Origin of the sequence: Geobacter sp., from assembly GCA_009684525.1 — a bacterium.
Lineage (GTDB): Bacteria > Desulfobacterota > Desulfuromonadia > Geobacterales > DSM-12255 > Geoanaerobacter.
In genome coordinates, this window is record WKKR01000003.1 from 140,787 (window position 1) to 154,062 (window position 13,276).

The window sequence follows — 13,276 nt, forward strand, 5'->3', positions numbered from 1 at the left end:
GCGGAATAGGACTACGGCTATGGAGAACATCCTCACCAAGGAAGAGATCGACGCCCTCTTGTCGGCGGTTTTTGAAGGCAAGATCGACCCTGAAAAGGAATTGGCCAAGGAATCCGGGGGGGTAAGCAATTACAACCTCTTCAGTTCCGATTCCTCCAAAGGGTATATCCCGAATCTTGACATCATCTACGATAACTTCATCCGCTACAACCGGGCCAGTCTTTCCAACCGGTTGCGCAAGATTGTGGAGATCAAGAAGGGTGGCGCCCGCGCCTTCAAGTTCGATGATTTTCTGCAGACTCTTCCTTCGCCGGTCTGTCTGGCAATCTACAAGATCGATCCCCTCAAAGGTGCTGCGATGATAGCTTTCGACAGCACCCTGGTGTTTGCCATAGTCGATGCCATCCTGGGGGGAACCGGTACTCCCAAAATACCGGAGAACAACCGCACCTTTACCTCCATCGAGCTGAGGCTGGTGGAGAAAATCGTCAAGGACATGCTCGCCGACATGGAAAAGGCGTGGGCACCGTTGCACCAGACCCATATGAGCATGCTTAAGATGGAAATAAACCCGCGCATGGTCAGCATTGTGCCGCCGGACTACATGGTCATTACCATGAGCCTGCAGATTCAGATCGAAGATACTGTGGGCAACTTGGCGTTTGTCTTGCCCTACATGACCATCGATCCGATTCGCGACAAGCTCAAGGCCGGTGCCCAATTCGACATGATGGCCGTTGACCCGCGCTGGTCCTACCGACTGTCCGAGGAGCTCTTGGAAGCACCGCTCGAATTGTCGGTGGAAATGGGTCATGCGCAGATTACCCTGGCAGACCTTCTGCACCTCACCCCCGGCGATACGGTGATGCTGGACAATGTCCGTTCTGGAAACGAACTGATGATAACGGTTGGTGGTGTCGGAAAATTGCTGGGGCTGCCGGGAGTGCGTGGCGGCAACAAAGCGGTACAGGTAACAAAACTGGTTGAGAGAGGGGGCTAAGGTGGCAGATCCCGTTGACAACGTTGAAATAAAAGAACCCATCCCGGAAAAGAAGAGTCTTGATTTCATTCTGGATATTCCGCTGCAACTGACAGTGGAGCTGGGCAGAACCAAGCTGTTGGTCAAGGACGTCCTGGAGTTGAACCAGGGTTCGGTAGTCGAACTGACCAAGTTGGCCGGTGAGCCGCTGGACGTGTTTGTCAATTCCAAACTGGTTGCCCGCGGTGAAGCTGTAGTGATCAACGAAAAGTTCGGTATCCGCTTGGTTGATATTGTCAGTCCCAACGAACGGGTGGAGAAGGTGCTATGAGATGGTTCATGCCCGTTGGCGTTATTGTTGCGCTTTCGGGCAATGCATTGTCTGCGGGACAGCCACCGGCGCCAAGTTTTAGCCTGCTGGGCAGTATCCTGCAGATGATAGCTGCCTTGGCAGTGGTGGTGGGTCTGATACTCCTCTTTTATTATGTCAGTAATCGTGTGCTGAAAAGCGGTGCTATGGCGGGAGGATCGCCCCGCTACATCCGCATGATCGAGACCCGCTTTCTTGCCCCCAAGAAGGCGCTGTTCCTGGTTGAAGTGGGAGGCGAGTACCTGCTCCTTGCCAGTTCCGGGGAGGGTCTTCAATTCATCAAGCAGATCGATATGCTGGAAGAGATAGAAATCATCGATGGCCAGGGGATTGGCAAGCTGGTTCCCGATGCGCTGCAGAACAAGATCATTGACCTGGTGGCGCGGTTGCCGAAAAGTAAAAACGGCGCCGGTGCCGGCGATGTCCGGGCGCATGCGGGTGGGCTGTCATGAAGAAGCGTTCTCTGGCACTAACAATCCTGCTGTTGCTGGTTGCTGGAGCGGTTTGGGCCGCGCCCGAGCCGATCGCACTGCCGACCATCAGCGTTGGCGTCGGCAAGGTCACAAAACCCGGCGACATCTCGGTAACCCTGCAGATCCTCTTCCTGATGACCATCATCTCCCTGGCACCGGGCCTGCTCATCATGACCACATCATTCACACGTATCGTGGTGGTACTCTCCTTCCTGCGCAACGCCCTCGGCACCCAGCAGTCCCCCTCGAACCAGATCGTGGTCAGCCTGGCGCTCTTTCTGACGTTTTTCATCATGAGTCCGGTCTGGCAACAGGTCAACAACGATGCCCTGGTGCCCTACAAGGCCCAGACCATCACGCAGGAAGAGGCGTTCAAACGGGCAGTGGCGCCGATGAGAAAATTCATGCTTTCCCAGGCTCGAGAAAAGGACTTAGCCCTTTTCATAAATATCTCCAAGATGCCGCGGCCGAAAAATGCTGATGACATCCCTACCCTCACCCTGATTCCGGCGTTCATCATCAGTGAACTGCGAACGGCATTCCAGATCGGGTTCCTGGTCTATATCCCCTTTCTGGTCGTGGATATGGTGGTCGCTTCTGTCCTCATGTCCATGGGGATGATGATGCTTCCGCCGGTCATGATCTCACTTCCCTTCAAAATACTGCTCTTTGTCCTCGTGGACGGGTGGGGGCTGGTCATTGGCTCGCTCATTGAAAGTTTCGGATAGGAGACCCCGCAGATGACCCCCGAGCTCGTAGTCCAACTGGCCCGTCGCGCCTTTGAAACGACCCTGCTTCTTTCTGCACCGTTGTTGATTTTCAGCCTGGTGGTGGGTCTCATCATCAGCGTCTTTCAGGCAGTGACCTCGATCAACGAAGTAACCATCACCTTTGTCCCGAAGATCGTTGCAGTCATGGTTGCCATGATCATCTTCTTCCCCTGGATGATGAGCTATCTCTCCGACTTCACCCGTGAAATCTATGCGCTCATAGCTACCATGAGACGTTGAGCGATGTTTCCTTCGCTCCCTTTTTCCACGGTCACCGAATTCAGCTTTTTCACCCTGGTGATGGGGAGAATCGCCGGCATCTTTGCCGCAACGCCCATCTTCGGCGGCAAGATGGTGCCGGTGAAGGTAAAGGCGGGCCTGACCTTTGTCATGACCCTGGTGCTCTACCCGGTCATCAGGGTCAAGCTGCCTGAGCTCCCCACCGATTCCGTGTTCCTGGTGCTGCTCATCATCCGTGAGACGCTGATTGGCATTACCCTGGGCCTCGTCGCCCAGGCCATCTTCTCTGCCGTGGAATTCTGCGGCCAACTGGTGGGGACGCAGATGGGTTTTTCCATCGTCAGCCTCTTTGATCCAACGCAAGGGACCCAGACGCCCATTCTTTCCGTTTTTCAGGCACTCCTGGCAACCCTGCTCTTCATGGCCCTCGGGGTACATCATGTCTTCATCCGCGCGATCGTCGAGAGCTACCAGACGATCCCGGTCGGTGGGTGGCACATGAGCGAAGAACTGCTGAAATTTATATCTGCCGTTATCACCAACATTTTCGTCCTGGGGGTCAAGCTTGCGGCACCGGTCATGGTTGCCCTGCTGGTGACGACCGTCGTGCTCGGCATTATGGCGCGGATCTTCCCCCAGATGAACGTTTTTCTCGTCAGCATGCCGCTCAATATCGGCCTCGGTTTTTTGATTCTCGGCATGACGCTGCTCTCCTTTCTTCATACCCTGGAAAACTCCTTCGGAGTCGTGGCACAGCAGATCAAGGTGTTGTTCCGCCTTCTCGGGTAGGTTCCCTCCATGGCCGAACAGGATAAACATTCCAAAACAGAAGAACCTACCGGTAAAAAGGTTTCCGAAGCGCGGTCCAAGGGAAATATCCCGCGCAGTCGGGATCTCGCCTCCACAGTTACCCTCCTGACTGCCTTCATAACCCTGTACATTACCGGCGGCTACATGGTGGCGGTGCTCAAGCGAACCTTCAGCGATTACCTGGGGGGTATCGGCAAATTCCAGATCAGCGAGGCTAATGTTTATTCGCTCTTTCTCAAAACTTCGGCGATCATTTCCATTGTCCTTCTTCCTTTCCTGCTAGTCATGATTATCGTCGGTATCGTGGCCAACTTCACCCAGGGTGGTGTTGTCCTCTCTACCGAGCGGCTGAAATTCGACCTGAACAAGCTGAATCCTATCAGTGGCATGTCCAAGCTCTTTCAGAAAGAAGCCCTTTTTGAAGGGGCAAAGTCACTGGTCAAAATTGTCATCGTCGGCTACATCGGCTACAAGGTGCTCCGCGATGAGGTCGGGACGTTCATCTACCTGACGGAAAAGGATGTGTCCGGCATTATCGAATATGTCAGCCATATCTCTTTCAAGGTTGTGCTACACACCTCTGGGGTGATGCTCATCCTGGGGGTGCTCGATCTGATGTTCGTCAAGTGGCGATTCATGGAGAATCTGAAAATGACCAAGCAGGAGGTCAAGGATGAATCCAAGGACGCCGAGGGCGATCCGCAGATCAAGGGAAAGATCAGGTCGATGCGTCTTGCCCAGCATCGACGCAGATTGCGGAAGATCATCCCGACTGCGGACGTGGTTATAACCAACCCGACCCACTATGCCGTGGCGCTCAAGTATGACCGGATCTCGATGGGGGCGCCGGTAGTTCTGGCCAAAGGGGTTGACTATCTTGCGCTCAGGATCAGGGAGATTGCCCAGGAGCACAGGATCATGCTGGTGGAGAACCGTTTCCTCGCCAGAGAGCTCTACGCGCAGGTAAAGGAAGGCGAAGAGATCCCCGAATCTTTGTATGCCGCTGTAGCCGAGGTTCTGGCATATGTTTACAGCATCAAGGGCAAGATATGAGACGTGTGATGCGGTTTCCTGGGGGCCATTCCAGAGCCATGCTTCTCCGCGAGTTCGTTTTTGCCAGAGCCATCGTGTCTAGCATTTTCTTGTCCTGGTCCCCAGGGCTCCCGATTATCTGACGCTTGTCAAAACATTGACCCGCCGGCATTCAAAATGACGTCGGATCCTTAACTCCAGACGTATCCTCCAGCTGACATACTACCTCCCATGATGCCTAAAGGGTGATCCCTGTTGCCCTTGAGCGCCCTGACCCCAAACAAAATTTGCCACTAAATTGCTGGCATAACGGTTGCACATCACCTTTCTGCATTAATATCTCTTGCACCTAGAAACGGAATTTCTGGAATGGCACAGACATCGGCACCAGCTGTCCAGCTTACAACGACCAAGAGCAACTCTGATGTCTATCTGGCGTTGGCTTTTGTCGGCGTTCTGGCGTTGATGATCATTCCACTTCCGCCGCTGATCCTTGACGTGTTTCTCGCCACCAACATCACCATTGCGCTTGCGATTCTGCTGGTATCGCTCTACATCCAGCAACCGCTTGAGTTTTCGGTCTTCCCTTCGCTGTTGTTGATAACCACTCTGTACCGGCTGGCGCTGAACATTGCCTCCACCCGGCTGATTCTGCTGCACGGAAGTGAAGGAGCCGAGGCGGCAGGGGCGGTCATCAAGTCCTTCGGCCAATTCGTTGTCGGCGGGAACTACGTGGTCGGTGCGGTCCTCTTCCTGATCCTTGTTGTCATCAATTTCGTAGTCATCACCAAGGGTGCCGGCAGGATCGCCGAGGTTGCCGCCCGCTTTACCCTCGACGCCATGCCCGGAAAACAGATGGCTATCGATGCCGATCTTTCCAGCGGTCTCATCAACGATACCGAGGCCAAGGTTCGCCGGCTCAAGCTGGGCCGCGAAGCAGACTTTTACGGCTCCATGGACGGTGCCAGCAAGTTCGTCCGCGGTGACGCCGTAGCTGGCGTACTAATCATGTTGATCAACATCTTCGGTGGCTTCATCATCGGCGTCTGGCAGCAGGGAATGCCACTCGTGGACGCGCTGTCCAACTACACCCTGTTGACAGTCGGTGAAGGGCTGGTGGCCCAGATCCCGGCGCTGATCATTTCTACTGCCGCTGCCATGATCGTGACACGTTCGGCGGATGAGAAAAACTTCGGGCACGAAATTACCGGGCAACTGCTCCTTTTCCCCAAGGCATTTTACATTACATCCGGCATGATGTTCTTCCTGGGGTTGATCCCGGGGCTTCCGCACTTTGCCTTCTTCCTTCTCTCGGGCGCCGCTTTCATGGCTGCCAAGATTGGCGGGGTCAAGCCTGATGTGATTGCCGAAGAGGACATCACGGATATGCGGGCAGCTGAGGAACCGATCGAGCAGACCGGGACCATCAGGCCGCTGGATACCCTGGAACTGGAAGTCGGCTACGGGCTGGTGCCGCTGGTTGACGCGTCCCAGGAAGGAGAGCTTCTGGAGCGGATTCGCTCGATCCGCAAACAGTTCGCCCAAAAGATGGGATTTATTGTTCCGCCTATCCACATTCATGACAACTTGCAGCTCAAGCCACATGAATACTCTGTTCTTATCCGGGGTGCCAAGGTGGGTGGCGGCGAACTCGCCGGGCAATTCCTGGCCATGGATGTGGGCACCAGCATCGGCCAGCTTGACGGCACCCGCACCACCGAACCGGTATTCGGGCTTCCTTCCGTATGGATCAAGGGCGGCGATCGCGAGCGTGCCCAGCAGCAGGGGTATACCGTGGTGGACAACACCACGGTCATAGCTACCCACATCAGTGAGGTCATCAAGAAACATTCCCATGAACTGGTCGGTCGCCAGGAGATGCAGCAACTGCTGGATAATCTTGCTGCAAGCTTTCCGAAGGTTGTCGAGGAACTGGTCCCGAATCTGCTCAACCTGGGAACGGTCCTGCGAGTGGTCAAGAACCTCCTGAAAGAGAACGTCTCCATCAGAGACTTGAGAACTATCCTGGAAACCCTGGCAGATTATGCCAGCGTGACCAAGGACCCGGATATCCTCACCGAATTTGCACGCCAGGGGCTTGGCCGCTACATCGTGGAACAGTACAAGCGTGACGACGACCTGCTCTTCCTCATTACCCTTGACAGGGATGTGGAGGAACTGGTGGCCGAGTCGGTGCAGCATACCGACCAAGGGAGTTACCTGGCCATCGAACCTGCAACGGCACAAAAGATCATCAACAGCATCAGGTTGCTGCAGGAAAAATTCGAACAGAGCGGTACCACGCCGGTATTGATCGCATCTCCCAACATCCGGCGGCACGTCAAGTACCTGACGGAACGTTTCGTGCCGAATCTTGCAGTCCTGTCCCATAATGAGATTCCACCGCACATTAAAATTCAATCTCTAGGAGTGGTGAGCATCAATGCTAGTTAAAACGTTCAAAGCTGGCGACATGTCCGAGGCGTTGCGCATGGTGAAGGCTGAGATGGGTGCCGATGCAATGATTCTTTCCTCGCGGAAGGAGAGGCGCAAAGGGATTCTGGGTCTCTTTTCCAAGCCGTTTTTCGAGGTTACGGCCGCCATCGACCCGAAACCGACGCCACGTCCCAATCCCTACCGGGAAAAGGAGGAGCGAGAGCTTACCACCAAAGAGGAATTCCAGAAGTCGATGCTCGGGCCCATAGCCCGTGAGTTGCGCGATCTGCGGGACAAGGTGGAGAAGCTGTCCGTACGCGAAACGCCGGCACCTGCCCCGTTTCAGCAAGGCGTTGCGGCCATGGACGGGATGTCCCGCACCTCAGAATTCGGCGGTCAACGGGTTATCGGCAAAGAGGAACTGGAAGATCTGAAAAAGTACCTGCTTTCGGCCATCAAGGTGAAGGACAAGTCTGAAGCGGTCCCGGTGGTGTTCCCCACGCAAAAGACCGGAAACGAAGAAGTCAAGGTTCTTGCCGTAGACGTGGAGGGGGCAGAGGCGATCCTGTCCGGTCTTGCCGGGGAACTCGGTGCTGCCGGGATCGAGGATGAGGCGGTCAGGTCGCTGTTGGAGCATGTCCGTCCGATGGCCGAGACTACCGATGATCGTGAAGAACTGCGTTATTCTTTGATTGAGGCCTTCGCCAGCGTCATCAAGTGTGCGGGGCCGCTACGGATGAAGAAGACCGGGCCGAGGATCATCGCATTGGTCGGCCCGACCGGCGTCGGCAAGACAACGACGACAGCAAAGCTCGCCGCCATGTATGCCATGAACAAGGGGGCAAGCGTGGCACTGATTACGACCGACAACTTCCGGGTGGGGGCCTTCGAGCAGCTGAAAACCTATTCCAAGATCATGGGCTTGCCTCTGGAGAGCGCCGGAACGCCCAATGAGCTGACAAAAGCAGTTGAAGCCCATGGGGAAAAGGATCTGATCATTATCGATACGGCCGGTAGAAGTCCGAAGGATCAGGATCGTCTTGAAGAACTCAAGTCGCTGCTTGATTCCGGCCTCAGTATTGAGACGCATCTCTGCGTTTCGGCAACCACCAAGGACAAGGAACTTTCCGATATCATCTCCCGCTTCAGCGTCCTGCCCATCTCCAAGCTTCTGTTTACCAAGCTGGACGAGAGCGAAAGTCTGGGATGTATCGTCAATGTCCATCTACGCAGCAAATTGCAGCTCTCCTACTTCACCAACGGACAGATGGTCCCCGAGGATATTGTGGTGGCCACTCCACGTAAACTGGCAAATCTTGTCATGAGGGAGAACCCCTAAATGAACATCATGAGCAGCCGACCGGACCAGGCCGATTCATTGCGGCAATTGGCCAGGTCACTGAGCGGCAGGAAAAGGATCCAGCACCAGGCACAGAAGGCGGATGCCGCAGGACGCGGTGTGCGTGTCATTTCCGTGACCAGTGGAAAGGGAGGGGTCGGCAAGAGTAACGTCGTTGCCAACCTGGCCATTGCTCTTTCACAGCTGGGACGGCGGGTGCTGCTGATCGATGCGGACCTGGGGGTAGGGAATATCGATGTGCTGCTGGGGTTGTCGCCGCACTATACCCTCAATAACGTCCTCTCCGGGGAAAAGCGTCTGAAGGACATCATCGTTACAGGGCCGGCGGGAATCAAGCTGGTTCCTGCCGGATCAGGGGTACAGGAGTATACCAGCCTCGGCATCCATGAACGGATACGTCTTCTGGATGAACTGGACCAATTGGAAGAGGAGTTCGACGTCGTCATCATCGATACCGAAGCCGGCATCTCTGAGAATGTTACCTACTTCAACACCGCGGCGCAGGAGATCGTGGTGGTCGTCTCTCCCGAACCGACCTCCATCACCGATGTCTACGCCTTGATCAAGCTCCTGGCGACCAGATACGACGAGCGCCGCTTCAAGGTCCTGGTGAATATGGTTCGTGACAGTCGGGATGCCCTGGAGGTGTTTGCCCGGCTTTCTCATGTTACCAGCCGCTTCCTTGACATCTCGCTCGATTATCTTGGTTGTGTCCTCTGGGATGAAAGGCTGGTGGAGTCGGTAAAGCGCCAACGCGCCGTGCTCGATCTTTTTCCAGAGTCAAAGTCTGCCCGATGTTTTTCCGGTCTTGCCCGTTTGATGAATGACCATGTCGGTTCGGCCCGGGTCAAGGGGAACATCCAGTTCCTCTTCCGGCGCAATTTCGCACCGATCTATGGCAGGGAGAGCCTATGAACTGCCTTCTCAAAGCATATGAAGAGGAAGCACAGCGGGCTGCCAATGTAAACCGTGACGATCTGATCGTCTCCCATCTGCCGCTGGTGAAGTTCCTGGTGGGGAAGATTGCCTCACAGCTCCCTCCGCATCTTGACCGCGAGGACCTGATGAGTGCGGCAGTCATTGGTCTCATCACTGCGGCAGAGCGGTTCGACCCGATGCGGGGGGTGCAGTTCAAGACCTTTGTCGAGCAGCGTATCCGTGGCACCATCATGGACGAACTCCGCTCCCAGGACTGGCTGACCAGATCTCTGCGCGAGAAGTTCAAACGCCTGGAACGCGAGTTTGCCAAATTGGAGCAGCAACTGGGACGCAACCCGACCAGCGAGGAAGTTGCCAAGGCCATGCAGATGGATCTGGAAGACTACTTCCGCCTGTTGGAGGAGGTGCATTTCCTTTCAGTGGTGAGCCTTGACGATTCCTGGGAAGATGAGGAGGGAAGTCCCTTCGGCCTGCTGGATGTCCTTGAGGATGAGCGGGTGGTAAACCCGCAGAACCAGCTGATGGCCCGGCAGACGGTCGACGGTCTGGCAGAGGCCATTGAAGGGCTGCCGGAGAAAGAGCGGATTGTGGTCACCCTCTACTATTATGAGGAACTCAATCTGAAAGAGATCGGCGCTGTCCTGAGTCTCACCGAGTCGCGGATATGCCAGCTGCACAGTCAGGCGATCATGCGGCTGCGGGCAAAAATGAAGAGCTACCGTTAGTCCTGCAGGAGGAGAAATTTTATGAATAGTGGCCTGTATGCGGCGCTGACCGGCAACATTAATGCCATGAAAAGGCTGGATGTGGTCTCCAACAACCTGGCCAACGCCAATACCCCCGGGTTCAAGAAGGACCGCTTGACCTTTGAAAGCGTACTGAACGGGGCGAATGGCGGCACACAGTCTCCCGCAGGTGTTGACGCCGGTCCGGTCTACAGCGGCGACCGCTTTTATACGGACTACTCGGTGGGGCCGATGCAACAGACCGGTAATCCGCTCGATCTGGCCATCGAAGGGGACGGATTCTTCTCCGTAACCTCACCGCAGGGGACGGCATATACGCGGCAGGGCAATTTCCATCTGGATGCAGCCGGCCGGCTCCTGACCTCCGACGGGTATCCCCTCAGCCCGGAGGTCGTGATCCCGGAAAATGCCACTCAAATAACGGTTGGCAGTGATGGTACGGTCTCTGCCTATCTACCGGGGGAATCCACGCCGACTACTGTCGGGATGCTGCAGGTTGTCGATTTCCCGAAGCCGTACGCCCTGCAGAAGATCGGCAGCGCACTGTTTGTCCCCGCAGATCCCCAGGTGGTTCCGCAACCGGTTACCACTGCAAGCGTCAGTCAGGGTGCCATTGAGGGATCGAATGTGAATACCATTGGTGAAATGGTGCAGATGATCGAGGCATCCCGTTACTTCGATGCCTGCCAACGGGCGGTAAAGAGTTTTGACGACATGACCGGCAAGGCGGTCAATGATCTCGGCAAGGTTTAAGGTACCGTTGCTTTGCCGATGAGGCGACAGGATTGCATCGTCAGCCCATCCAGGGAAAGCAACGCTTCAACAGGAGGATTTTCATGATTCGTGCATTGTGGACGGCTGCTTCAGGGATGCAGGCACAGCAGCTCAACATTGACGTGGTTTCCAATAACCTGGCCAACGTCAATACTTCCGGATTCAAAAAGAGCCGAGCCGATTTTCAGGATCTGATGTACCAGAATCTGAAGACCACCGGCGCTCCGTCGACCAGCTCCACGCAGATACCATCAGGCATCCAGATCGGCCTGGGGGCAAAGCCTGCGTCAGTGACCAAGATCTTCACTGCCGGCAATATCAACCAGACTGGCAACGAGCTCGATATCGCCATCGAGGGGGAAGGTTTCTACCAGATACAGATGCCCGACGGCACGACCGCCTATACCCGTTCGGGAACCTTCAAGAAGGACAGCGAAGGGCGCGTGGTAACGTCCGATGGCTATCCGATGCTGCCGGAGATCGTTATTCCCAACAATGCTACCCAGGTCACGATAGGCAATGACGGGACGGTGTCGGTCCTCCAATCCGGACAGAACACGCCGACCACCGTGGGGACCATCCAGCTGGCCACCTTTTCCAACCCGACCGGGCTTTCCAGTATCGGCAAGAACCTCTACCTGAATACCGATGCCTCGGGCGAGGCAACAACCGGCACTGCCGGGCAGAATGGCGTCGGCACCCTTGCCCAGGGGTTCCTGGAGATGAGCAACGTCAGCGTCATGGAAGAGATGGTCAACATGATCATCGGCCAGCGGGCCTATGAGGTCAACTCCAAGGCGGTGCAGGCAGCCGACGAGATGCTCCAGCAGGCAAACAACCTGCGCAGATAACCGTTCATCGTGAAACGGTTGTCCCGTAGCGTAGGATTACGTGGGAATACCATGAAAAGTCTGACTCGAATCGCAATCTGCATGCTCTTCCTGGCGTTCTTCTGCAGCGAGGCATGTGCTGTCCCCTCCGGACAGGTGGTCAAGGCTGATGCGGTGCGTCAGGTGCTGACGGACTACATCAAGAACCGGACTGCGTCGCTTGGCCTCGAGGTCAACGTCAAAAGGATTGGCTATGGGGGAGACCTCTCCCTTCCGGCCGGACAGGTAGACTATGAGGTGGTTGCTCCCCAGCAGTGGGAAGGATGGGGGAGCGCTAATCTCGCACTAATCGTGCGGGTGAATGGGCAGGTGAAGCGAAACCTGCCGATAAAAGTCGAGGTCGAGGCTTTGACGGAGATGGTTGTTACCACCCGGCAACTGGAGCGGGGCCAGGTGATCGCTGCATCAGATGTGGCGCTGCAGAAGCGCGATCTGGCAACTGCTGGGGGAAAGATCTGCAACAACATCGCTGAGGTCGTCGGGATGCGATTGAAGAATACCATCCGCGGGAATGTGCCGTTGCGTGGCGACCAGCTGGAAAAGATCCCCATTGTCAAGAATGGCCAACTAGTCACCATACTACTGGAGAACGATTCATTGCGAATAACTGCAACAGGTCGCTGTAAAGGGACAGGTGGGGCCGGCGACTTGGTGATCGTGCAAAACATGTCCTCCAAAAAAGAGATACCCGCCAGAATTGTCGATGCCGGAATGGTCAGGGTAGAGTTCTAGCCTATGGAATCCATGATGAACAAATCAGTGTTGTTGCTTTTCCTGCTTCTGTCTGCCTGCAGCTTCCAGAAGGCAGATGTCAGAACCCCTGCCTTTGATGAGCAACTCGCAGTTCCCAAACCGAATTACAGTAACGGTTCGATCTGGCAGGCATCGTCTGCGGGGCTGGCAGAGGACTTCAAGGCGAGGAGGAAAGGGGATACCCTCACTATCCTCATTACGGAGCAGGCAAGCGCCAGCAAAGAGGCAAGCACTGCAACCGGTCGGGATAGCAGCGTGGCCGCTGGTGTGCCGAATCTCCTCGGTCTTGAGACCAATATGACCGGGGTCAGGAACTGGATGGATCTCTCCAAGCTGATCAATGCCAGTGCCAGTTCCAAATTCGATGGCTCAGGATCGACCACCCGGAAAGAAAATCTTAATGCCACCATAACGGCAAAGGTGGTTGAGGTGCTTCCCAACGGAAACTTCCTGATCGAGGGGCGGCGAAACGTCAAGGTCAACAATGAGGACCAGGTGATTCTGATTGAGGGGACGGTGCGGCCCAAGGATATCAGTGCCGACAATGTGGTGAACTCCGGTTTTGTTGCGGATGCACGGATTACCTACAGCGGCAAGGGAATTATCAGCGATCGGCAGAGCCCTGGCTGGTTGATGAACATAATCGATAAGGTCTGGCCATTCTGAGTCTGCCCGATGGTCATCGTTGCCGCGCTGCGGAATTC

15 protein-coding genes are annotated in these 13,276 nt (G+C 55.5%); all 15 read left to right on the forward strand.

The window, feature by feature from the left end:
* Positions 1–19 precede the first annotated feature (19 nt).
* The 15 genes from fliM to GJT30_11720 all read left to right on the forward strand — a co-directional run bounded on the left by fliM (position 20) and on the right by GJT30_11720 (position 13,238).
* Positions 20–1,000 carry a flagellar motor switch protein FliM gene (gene fliM, locus GJT30_11650; protein MSM40263.1) on the forward strand — a complete coding sequence of 327 codons (981 nt, stop codon included), beginning with the start codon at positions 20–22 and terminating at the stop codon, positions 998–1,000.
* Positions 1,001–1,028: 28 nt separating this feature from the next.
* Entirely contained in the window at positions 1,029–1,310 is a 282-nt protein-coding gene (gene fliN / locus GJT30_11655; GenBank protein MSM40264.1) for a flagellar motor switch protein FliN, read from the forward strand.
* A gap of 8 nt (positions 1,311–1,318) precedes the next feature.
* A complete protein-coding gene (locus GJT30_11660) occupies positions 1,319–1,801 on the forward strand; it encodes a flagellar biosynthesis protein FliO (protein MSM40265.1) in 483 nt (160 codons plus the stop codon).
* Positions 1,798–2,550 carry a flagellar type III secretion system pore protein FliP gene (fliP, locus tag GJT30_11665; GenBank protein MSM40266.1) on the forward strand — a complete coding sequence of 251 codons (753 nt, stop codon included), beginning with the start codon at positions 1,798–1,800 and terminating at the stop codon, positions 2,548–2,550. The genes GJT30_11660 and fliP overlap by 4 nt, the downstream gene beginning before the upstream one ends.
* A 12-nt stretch (positions 2,551–2,562) precedes the next feature.
* The gene (gene fliQ / locus GJT30_11670) at positions 2,563–2,832 is read left to right on the forward strand and encodes a flagellar biosynthesis protein FliQ (GenBank protein MSM40267.1); all 270 of its coding nucleotides are present in this window, start codon (positions 2,563–2,565) and stop codon (positions 2,830–2,832) included.
* Positions 2,833–2,835: 3 nt separating this feature from the next.
* Positions 2,836–3,621: a flagellar biosynthetic protein FliR gene (gene fliR / locus GJT30_11675; GenBank protein MSM40268.1), complete on the forward strand. Its 786-nt coding sequence runs from the start codon at positions 2,836–2,838 to the stop codon at positions 3,619–3,621.
* A 9-nt stretch (positions 3,622–3,630) separates the two neighbouring features.
* On the forward strand, positions 3,631–4,695 hold the full coding sequence (gene flhB, locus GJT30_11680) for a flagellar biosynthesis protein FlhB (GenBank protein ID MSM40269.1): 1,065 nt from the start codon (positions 3,631–3,633) through the stop codon (positions 4,693–4,695).
* 348 nt (positions 4,696–5,043) lie between these two features.
* Positions 5,044–7,128 carry a flagellar biosynthesis protein FlhA gene (gene flhA / locus GJT30_11685; protein MSM40270.1) on the forward strand — a complete coding sequence of 695 codons (2,085 nt, stop codon included), beginning with the start codon at positions 5,044–5,046 and terminating at the stop codon, positions 7,126–7,128.
* The gene (gene flhF, locus GJT30_11690; GenBank protein MSM40271.1) at positions 7,118–8,449 is read left to right on the forward strand and encodes a flagellar biosynthesis protein FlhF; all 1,332 of its coding nucleotides are present in this window, start codon (positions 7,118–7,120) and stop codon (positions 8,447–8,449) included. The genes flhA and flhF overlap by 11 nt, the downstream gene beginning before the upstream one ends.
* The gene (locus GJT30_11695) at positions 8,450–9,385 is read left to right on the forward strand and encodes an AAA family ATPase (GenBank protein ID MSM40272.1); all 936 of its coding nucleotides are present in this window, start codon (positions 8,450–8,452) and stop codon (positions 9,383–9,385) included.
* Positions 9,382–10,134, forward strand: a complete 753-nt coding sequence (locus tag GJT30_11700; protein ID MSM40273.1) for a FliA/WhiG family RNA polymerase sigma factor — start codon at positions 9,382–9,384, stop codon at positions 10,132–10,134. The genes GJT30_11695 and GJT30_11700 overlap by 4 nt, the downstream gene beginning before the upstream one ends.
* 21 nt (positions 10,135–10,155) lie before the next feature.
* Positions 10,156–10,908, forward strand: coding sequence for a flagellar basal-body rod protein FlgF (flgF, locus tag GJT30_11705; protein ID MSM40274.1), 753 nt, complete (start codon positions 10,156–10,158; stop codon positions 10,906–10,908).
* A gap of 83 nt (positions 10,909–10,991) precedes the next feature.
* Entirely contained in the window at positions 10,992–11,780 is a 789-nt protein-coding gene (gene flgG / locus GJT30_11710) for a flagellar basal-body rod protein FlgG (GenBank protein MSM40275.1), read from the forward strand.
* 51 nt (positions 11,781–11,831) lie between these two features.
* Positions 11,832–12,551, forward strand: a complete 720-nt coding sequence (gene flgA, locus GJT30_11715; GenBank protein ID MSM40276.1) for a flagellar basal body P-ring formation protein FlgA — start codon at positions 11,832–11,834, stop codon at positions 12,549–12,551.
* A 12-nt stretch (positions 12,552–12,563) separates the two neighbouring features.
* Positions 12,564–13,238, forward strand: a complete 675-nt coding sequence (locus GJT30_11720) for a flagellar biosynthesis protein FlgH (GenBank protein ID MSM40277.1) — start codon at positions 12,564–12,566, stop codon at positions 13,236–13,238.
* Positions 13,239–13,276: the final 38 nt, after the last annotated feature.

Excerpts from the sequence above, each read along its gene's own strand:
- fliM (MSM40263.1), top strand. The coding sequence starts at position 20 with ATGGAGAACATCCTCACCAAGGAAGAGATCGACGCCCTCTTGTCGGCG.
- GJT30_11660 (MSM40265.1), top strand. The coding sequence starts at position 1,319 with ATGCCCGTTGGCGTTATTGTTGCGCTTTCGGGCAATGCATTGTCTGCG.
- fliP (MSM40266.1), top strand. The coding sequence starts at position 1,798 with ATGAAGAAGCGTTCTCTGGCACTAACAATCCTGCTGTTGCTGGTTGCT.
- fliQ (MSM40267.1), top strand. The coding sequence starts at position 2,563 with ATGACCCCCGAGCTCGTAGTCCAACTGGCCCGTCGCGCCTTTGAAACG.
- fliR (MSM40268.1), top strand. The coding sequence starts at position 2,836 with ATGTTTCCTTCGCTCCCTTTTTCCACGGTCACCGAATTCAGCTTTTTC.
- flhB (MSM40269.1), top strand. The coding sequence starts at position 3,631 with ATGGCCGAACAGGATAAACATTCCAAAACAGAAGAACCTACCGGTAAA.
- flhA (MSM40270.1), top strand. The coding sequence starts at position 5,044 with ATGGCACAGACATCGGCACCAGCTGTCCAGCTTACAACGACCAAGAGC.
- flhF (MSM40271.1), top strand. The coding sequence starts at position 7,118 with ATGCTAGTTAAAACGTTCAAAGCTGGCGACATGTCCGAGGCGTTGCGC.
- GJT30_11695 (MSM40272.1), top strand. The coding sequence starts at position 8,450 with ATGAACATCATGAGCAGCCGACCGGACCAGGCCGATTCATTGCGGCAA.
- GJT30_11700 (MSM40273.1), top strand. The coding sequence starts at position 9,382 with ATGAACTGCCTTCTCAAAGCATATGAAGAGGAAGCACAGCGGGCTGCC.
- flgF (MSM40274.1), top strand. The coding sequence starts at position 10,156 with ATGAATAGTGGCCTGTATGCGGCGCTGACCGGCAACATTAATGCCATG.
- flgG (MSM40275.1), top strand. The coding sequence starts at position 10,992 with ATGATTCGTGCATTGTGGACGGCTGCTTCAGGGATGCAGGCACAGCAG.
- flgA (MSM40276.1), top strand. The coding sequence starts at position 11,832 with ATGAAAAGTCTGACTCGAATCGCAATCTGCATGCTCTTCCTGGCGTTC.
- GJT30_11720 (MSM40277.1), top strand. The coding sequence starts at position 12,564 with ATGATGAACAAATCAGTGTTGTTGCTTTTCCTGCTTCTGTCTGCCTGC.